Annotated in this window: 2 protein-coding genes; both read right to left on the reverse strand. The window is 65.4% G+C overall.

From position 1 onward, the window contains the following. Nucleotides 1-27 precede the first annotated feature (27 nt). On the reverse strand, nt 28-2,733 hold the full coding sequence (gene acnA, locus P3W85_RS37675; protein WP_276268538.1) for an aconitate hydratase AcnA: 2,706 nt from the start codon (nt 2,731-2,733) through the stop codon (nt 28-30). Between the two features lie 300 nt (nt 2,734-3,033). Further along, a complete protein-coding gene (locus P3W85_RS37680) occupies nt 3,034-4,485 on the reverse strand; it encodes a bifunctional 2-methylcitrate dehydratase/aconitate hydratase (RefSeq protein ID WP_276268539.1) in 1,452 nt (483 codons plus the stop codon). Nucleotides 4,486-4,615 lie beyond the last annotated feature (130 nt).

Here is a 4,615-nt window from a genome sequence, read left to right on the forward strand (position 1 = left end):
TAAGGGCAAGGGCCCAGGGCTTGCCGGTCAGGCGGCCAGCAACTGGCGCAGCACGAACGGCAGGATGCCGCCGTGGTTGTAGTAGTCGACCTCGATCGGGGTATCGATGCGCAACAGCACGGGCACGCGCTGCACGTCGCCGTTGGCGCGCTTGATCACCAGCGTCACGTCCTGCTGTGGCTTCAGTTCTCCCTCGATGTCTTCGATGTCGAAGGTCTCGTCGCCGACGATGCCGAGCGTCTGCACGCTGTCGCTGCCCTTGAACTGCAGGGGCAGCACGCCCATGCCGACCAGGTTGGAGCGGTGGATGCGCTCGAAGCTGCGCGTGATCACGGCCTTCACGCCAAGCAGCTGGGTGCCCTTGGCCGCCCAGTCGCGCGACGAGCCGGTGCCGTACTCCTCGCCGCCGAACACCACCGTGGGCGTGCCCTCGGCGATGTACTTCATGGCGGCGTCGTAGATCGACATTTCTTCGCCGGAAGGCTGGTGCAGCGTGACGCCGCCTTCCACGCGCGAGCCATCGGCCTTGGCCGGCAGCATCAGGTTCTTGATGCGCACGTTGGCAAAGGTGCCGCGCATCATGACCTCATGGTTGCCGCGGCGCGAGCCGTAGCTGTTGAAATCCGCCTTCAGCACGCCATTGGCCAGCAGGTACCTGCCCGCCGGCGACGATTCCTTGATGGAGCCGGCAGGCGAGATGTGGTCGGTGGTCACGGAGTCGCCGAAGACGCCCAGTGCGCGTGCATCGCGCACGCTGGACTGGGTGGCGGCCGGCTCCATGCCGAAGTCCTGGAAGAAGGGCGGCTCGGCGATATAGGTCGAGGCTGGCCAGTCGTAGACCTGGCCCTTGGTGCCCTTGACCTTGGCCCACAGCTTGCTCGGCTTCTTGACCTGCTCGTAGTTGCCCTTGAAGACCTTGGCGTCCATCGCGTACTTCATCAGCGCGTGGATTTCTTCCGAGCTCGGCCAGATGTCGCCGAGGTAGATCTCGCGGCCGCCCTTACCGGTGCCTACCGGCTCGGTCATCAGGTCGCGCGTGACGTTGCCGGCGATGGCGTAGGCCACCACCAGCGGCGGCGAGGCCAGGAAGTTGGCGCGGATGTTCGGGTGGATACGCGCCTCGAAGTTGCGGTTGCCCGACAGCACGGCGGCGGCCACGAGGTCATTCTTGGTGATGGCTTCGTTCAGTTCCGGCGTCAGGTCGCCGGCATTGCCGATGCAGGTGGTGCAGCCGTAGGCGGTCACGCCGAAGCCCAGCTTTTCCAGGTACGGCAGCAGGCCGGCGGCTTGCAGGTACTCCGTCACCACGCGGCTGCCGGGGGCGAGCGAGGTCTTGATGTGCGGCGCCACCTTCAGGCCCGCTTCCACGGCCTTCTTGGCCAGCAGGCCCGCGGCCAGCAGCACGCTCGGGTTGGAGGTGTTGGTGCAGGAGGTGATGGCGGCGATCAGCACGTCGCCGCTCTTCACGTCCACGCCGTCGGCCGTGGTGTAGGTCTTGTCCAGCTCGGCGATGTCCTTGTTGAACCCGTTCTCGGCGGTCGGCTTGGCGAACAGCGAGGCAAAGGTGGTCTTGACGTTGCCGAGCTCGATGCGGTCCTGCGGACGCTTGGGGCCGGCCAGCGAAGGGGCCACGGTGCCGAGGTCGAGCGTGACGACCTTGGTGTAGTCGATTTCGCCCGCCTTGGGCACGCCGAACATCTTCTGGGCGCGGAAATAGCCTTCGAAGGCGGCGATTTCCTCTTCGGTGCGGCCGGTGCCCTTGAAGTAGTCGATGGTCTTCTCGTCGACCGGGAAGAAGCCCATGGTGGCGCCATATTCCGGGGCCATATTGCCGATCGTGGCGCGGTCCGGCAGGGCCAGGCTGGCGGTGCCTTCGCCGAAAAATTCGACGAACTTGCCGACCACTTTCTCGCGGCGCAGCATTTCGGTGATGGTCAGCACCAGGTCGGTGGCGGTCACGCCTTCGCGCAGGCGCCCCTTCAGTTCCACGCCGACCACGTCGGGCGTCAGGAAATAGACCGGCTGGCCCAGCATGCCGGCTTCCGCCTCGATGCCGCCCACGCCCCAGCCCACCACGCCGATGCCGTTGATCATGGTGGTGTGGCTGTCGGTGCCCACCAGGGTGTCGGGGTAGTACACGCCATCCTTCTTGTGGACGCCGCGGGCCAGGTATTCCAGGTTGACCTGGTGGACAATGCCAAAGCCCGGCTGCACCACGCCGAAGGTGTCGAAGGCCTGCATGCCCCACTTCATGAACTGGTAGCGCTCGTTATTGCGCTGGAATTCCAGTTGCATGTTCAGGTCCAGCGCCTTCTTCTCGCGGAAGTGGTCGACCTGCACGGAGTGGTCGACCACCAGGTCCACCGGCACCAGCGGCTCGATCTTCTTCGGGTTCTGGCCCATTTTCTCGGCCACGTTGCGCATGGCCGCCAGGTCTGCCAGCAAGGGCACCCCGGTGAAATCCTGCAGCACCACGCGCGCCACCACGAAGGGGATCTCGTCGACTCGCTCGGCCACGGGCTTCCAGTTGGCGAGCTGCTTGACGTGTTCTTCGGTGACCTTCTTGCCGTCGCAGTTGCGCAGCACCGATTCCAGCACGACGCGAATCGATACCGGCAGGCGCTCGACGGCCACGCCCAGTGCCTTGCCCAGCTGCGGCAAGGAATAGAACTGGCCCTTGCCGGAGGGGCCGATCTTGAATTCTTTCAGAGTCTTATTGAGATTGTGGGGCATTGCCTTACTCCAATCGAAGGATGGTGCGGACTAGCTGGTATGGTGGACTCGTAAATCTGCGCTTCGCCGCCGGCGGCCGGTGCAACAGGCCAGCCTCGCGGCGCCCGGCGCCAGGGAAGGCGCCGTTGTTCTTGCCTACTGCCTTTCTGCCTGCGTTGTGTTTTCTTGCTTTTGGGGTGATGGATTCTTGCCGATCTGTCTTGCGTGGCTTTATCAATGTGCGCACCGCGTGGATTTTAGGCCAAGCCGGCAGCCCCCGTCAGCCTCCCGCGCGCAGTTCCTGCCGATTTTCCCGGCGGCTCAGATCACGTAGAGGTCGACATACTCGTTGACCGGCATCGCTTCCAGGCGCGCCTGGTCCAGCGACACGGCCAGTATGGACTGCTGTTGCTTGAGCGGGAAGCGGCGGGCCAGATTGGTCTTGAACTTCTCCACCAGCAGCGGGATGCCGTCGGCGCGGCGGCGCTTGTGGCCGATCGGATATTGCACCACCACTTCCGGCAGCACCGTGCCGTCGTTCAGTTCCATTGTCAGCGCATTGGCGATGGAACGCTTATCCGGGTCGTGGTAGTCGGCCGTGAACTGCGGATCTTCGACGCACGTGATCCGGTCGCGCAGCGCATCGATGCGCGGGTCCAGCGCGACCTGGTCTTCATAGTCGCCGGCGGTGAGGCGGCCGAACAGCAGCGGCACCGCCACCATGTACTGGATGCAATGGTCGCGGTCGGCCGGGTTGGCCAGCGGGCCTTTCTTGTCGATGATGCGGATGCAGGCTTCGTGGGTGCGGATGGTGACCTTCCTGATGTCCGCCGCCGTCCTGCCCGCGGCGGCGAGCTGGCCGTGCAGGGTCATGGCCGCTTCCACCGCGGTCTGCGCGTGGAATTCGGCCGGGAAGGCGATCTTGAACAGCACGTTCTCCATCACATAGGAGCCGTAGGGGCGCTGGAACTTGAAGGGCTGGCCTTTGAACAGCACGTCGTAGAAGCCCCAGCCCTTGGCGCTGAGCACCGAGGGATAGCCCATTTCGCCGGTCCTGGCGATCAGCGCCAGGCGCACGGCGCGGCTGGTGGCGTCGCCGGCGGCCCAGCTCTTGCGGCTGCCGGTGTTGGGCGCATGGCGGTAGGTGCGCAGCGACTGGCCATCCACCCAGGCCAGCGACACCGCATTGACGATCTCGTCGCGGCTCAGGCCCAGCATGCGGGCGACCACGGCGGTGGACGCCACCTTGACCAGCACCACGTGGTCCAGGCCGACCTTGTTGAAGGCATTCTCCAGCGCGATGCAGCCCTGGATCTCATGGGCCTTGATCATGCCGGTGAGCACGTCCTTCATGGCCAGCGGCTTGCGGCCCGCGGCCACATGATTGCGCGAGAGCCAGTCGGCCGTGGCGAGGATGCCGCCGAGGTTGTCGGACGGGTGGCCCCATTCGGCCGCCAGCCAGGTGTCGTTGAAATCGAGCCAGCGGATCATGGCGCCGATATTGAAGGCGGCCTGCACCGGGTCCAGCTGGAACTGCGTGCCGGGAACCCTGGCGCCGTTGGGGACGATCGTGCCGGGCACGAGCGGGCCCATCAGTTTGGTGCAGGCCGGGTAGGACAGGGCTTCCAGGCCGCAGCCGAGGGTGTCGATCAGACAGTTGCGGGCCGTGTCGTAGGCGAGCGCACTCTTGATCTGGTAGCTGGTCACGTAATCGACAATGTCCACCAGGACCCGGTCAGGCTCCGGGCGGACCTTCGAAATGTGTGCTGACATGGGACCCCCTCGGGTGTATGTGCTGCCTGGCGCCCATTGCCGTTGGCCGTCGATGCCCGGCCAACGCTTTCTTACGGCTTTGGTGCTGCCGGTGCCGAGCCGGCGTCGGCTGCCGGCGCCGCAGGGGCGG

Source organism: Cupriavidus basilensis (assembly GCF_029335485.1).
GTDB lineage: Bacteria > Pseudomonadota > Gammaproteobacteria > Burkholderiales > Burkholderiaceae > Cupriavidus > Cupriavidus basilensis_E.